This is a genomic window from Muricoccus vinaceus (genome assembly GCF_042433125.1).
GTDB lineage: Bacteria > Pseudomonadota > Alphaproteobacteria > Acetobacterales > Acetobacteraceae > Roseomonas > Roseomonas vinacea.
The window spans coordinates 1-2,697 of record NZ_JBHLVZ010000116.1 but is presented as its reverse complement, the minus strand read 5'-3'; the positions used below and the strand labels follow the sequence as shown (position 1 = coordinate 2,697).

The 2,697-nt window shown below is 66.3% G+C and carries 1 protein-coding gene and 2 pseudogenes; 1 reads left to right on the top strand and 2 read right to left on the bottom strand.

Annotated elements, in window-relative coordinates; genetic code table 11:
* Positions 1 to 88 precede the first annotated feature (88 nt).
* Both ACFFIC_RS29485 and ACFFIC_RS29480 read right to left on the bottom strand, forming a co-directional pair.
* Positions 89 to 520 (bottom strand): annotated as a pseudogene (locus ACFFIC_RS29485) (hypothetical protein); the annotation flags it as partial.
* Positions 521 to 555: 35 nt separating this feature from the next.
* A protein-coding gene (locus ACFFIC_RS29480; protein WP_377057191.1) for an IS3 family transposase occupies positions 556 to 1,715 on the bottom strand; the annotation gives its coding sequence in 2 pieces (ribosomal slippage) (positions 556 to 1,475 and positions 1,475 to 1,715; 1,161 coding nt in all).
* A 60-nt stretch (positions 1,716 to 1,775) separates the two neighbouring features.
* On the opposite strand from ACFFIC_RS29480, the pseudogene ACFFIC_RS29475 reads away from it, so the two are divergent.
* Positions 1,776 to 2,618, top strand: a pseudogene (locus ACFFIC_RS29475) (IS3 family transposase); the annotation flags it as partial.
* Positions 2,619 to 2,697: the final 79 nt, after the last annotated feature.

Sequence of the window (2,697 nt, the reverse complement as noted above, 5' to 3'; positions counted from 1 at the left end):
GCCCTCCCACCGTTGTCGGCAGGAAAAGCGAATCACCTCACGCGACACGACGGAACCCCAAGAGAGTCAGAAGTCACCGCCGGGCGTATCAGGTCGGTCTTGAATAACCTCTTCCGGCTGTCTGGATCGTAACCGGCTGGTAGTCCGGCTGACCCGTTGCGTGAATGAGGGCGCCAAGGAGGGCGATCAAAAGGGCCCTGAGGTGGGCGAGGATCTTGCGGATGTTGTGCCCGCAGCCGCGGAGCACGGCGTAGAGGGCGTCACCGATGGTGCCCTTGAGGGCGCATCGGGCGAGGCGTCCGTCAGATTTCATGTGGCCGATCTCGGGCTCGATGGTGCTGCGGCGGCGCAGGAGCTTGCGCAGGCGTGGTGTGAGGCCGCGGCGCGTACCGCTGACGAGCACCGTCGTGCCGTGGGCGCCATGGCCACGGTAGCCGCGGTCGACCACGGCAAGGGTGGGGAGTTGCCCGGTGAGGGTCTCCACCTGCTGGAGGGTGTTGGGGAGGGTGTGCCCGTCGTAGTGACCAGCCCCCATGAGGTGACCCAGGCGGATTTTTAATGGAGCATGGCTGCGGCCTGTCCTGAGCTGGTGGGGGGATGGCCGACGGAGGACGGCAGAGGTGATGTCAGGAGCACCTCTGGCGCTGGCGGGCGGTAGCGCAGTGAGGAGTGCGGGCGAACGGTGTTGTAGTGCCGTCGCCATTGTTCGATCAGGACCTTGGCCTCGGCGAGGGTGTTGAACACCTCGGCGTTGAGCAGCTCGTCGCGGAGCTTGCCGTTAAAGCTCTCCACATAGCCGTTCTCCCAGGGGCTGCCGGGCTCGATGAACGCCGTCTTGGCCCCCACGCCGGTGATCCAGTTCTTCACGGCCGTGGCAGCGAGCTCGGGCCCGTTATCCGAACGAACATGGCCAGGCACGCCGCGCAGGATGAACAGGTCGGACAGCACGTCGATGACGTCGGCGGCCCTGAGCTGGCGACCCACGCGGATGGCCAGGCATTCGCGAGTGAACTCATCCACCACGTTCAGCATCCGGAACTTGCGCCCGTCCCGGGTGTGGTCCTCGACGAAGTCATAGGCCCGGACATGGTTCGGCCGCTCCGGCCGCAAACGCACGCAGGAGCCATCGTTCAGCCACAACCGCCCGCGCTTGGGCTGCCGGGCGGGAACCTTTAGCTCCTCGCGGCGCCAGATGCGCTCCACGCGTTTGTGGTTGCACCGCCAGCCCTCGGCTCGCAGCAAGGCCGTGATCCAGCGGTAGCCGTACCTGCCATACTGCCGGGCCAGGTTGATAATGCTCTCGGTGAGCGCCGCCTCGTCGTCCGCTGCGCGCGGCACCTTGCGCTGCGTCGAGCGGTGCTGTCCCAGCACCCGGCAGGCAAACCGCTCCGAAACCTCCAGCTTGCCCGTGACGTGCTCGACGCAGGCCCGACGGCGGGCGGCGCTCACCAGTTTCCCGACGCAGCTTCCTTCAGCACCAGCTTCTCGAGCGTCAGACCCGCCACGGCCTTGCGGAGCCGCCCGTTCTCCTGCTTCAGCCGCTTCACCTGGTCCAGCTTCAGGCCACCGTACTCGCTCCGCCAGCAGTAGTAGCTCTGCTCGGTCACCCCGATCGTGCGCACCGCCTCGGCAGTGGTCTTGCCCTGCGCCAGCATCACCTCGACCTGCCGCAGCTTGGCAACGATCTCTTCCGGCTTGTGGTGCTTCCTTGCCATCCCAACACCCTCCACGGTTCCGCCGGTCTCACCTTACCGGCGGACCGCTTCTACGGGGGAAGGTCAGTGGTCGCCTACGTGACGGCGAGCCACGGCTTCAGCGAAGGGCGGGCCTGTGCCCTGACGCGCCAGCACCGCTCGACGCAGCGCAAGCCGAGCACGCGGGATCCGCGGATCGAGATTCGCCAGCGCATGCACGAGATCGCCCGCGTCAGGATCCGCTACGGCTACCGGCGGCTGCACGTGATGCTGCGGCGGGACGGTTGGAAGGTGGGCAAGAACCTGGTGTGGCGGCTGTACCGCGAGGAAGGGCTGGCCCTGCGGAGCAAGCAGCCCAAGCGCCGTAAGATGGTGGTGCAGCGGGAGGCGCGCTGTGTCCCGACGCGCCCGAACGAGGCCTGGAGCCTGGACTTCATCCAGGACGAACTGAGCAATGGGCAGAAGTTCCGCGCCCTCACGGTGGTCGATGTGTTCAGTCGCGAAGGGCTGGCCATCGAAGTGGGACAGCGACTGCGGGGCGAGCACGTGGTTGAGGTGCTGAACTGCCTCGTGGGGGAACGCGGAGCACCGAGATACCTGTTTGCGGACAACGGCGCGGAGTTCACCGGCCGGCTCGTCGATCTCTGGGCCTACCATCACGGCACCCGGATCGACTTCTCCCGGCTGGGCAAGCCGACGGACAACGCCTTCATCGAGACCTTCAACGGCTCGTTACGGTACGAGTGCCTGAACCTGCACTGGTTCGAGACGCTGGGCGAGGCCCGGCGGGAGATCAAGGCCTAGCGGCGAGACTACAATGAGAGCGGTCCTCACATGGCCCTTGGCCAGAGGACGCCGCAGGAATACCGTTCTCCGGCAAGCCCTTCAGGGCTGTCGGAGGGCTCCGTAGCCGCCGAGGGCTAACTTTGGATCTGGACCACTAGAGCACTTCAGGCTTGCACGGACTCGCGGGTTCTGATTCGACGCTGTTGATGAAGCAGCG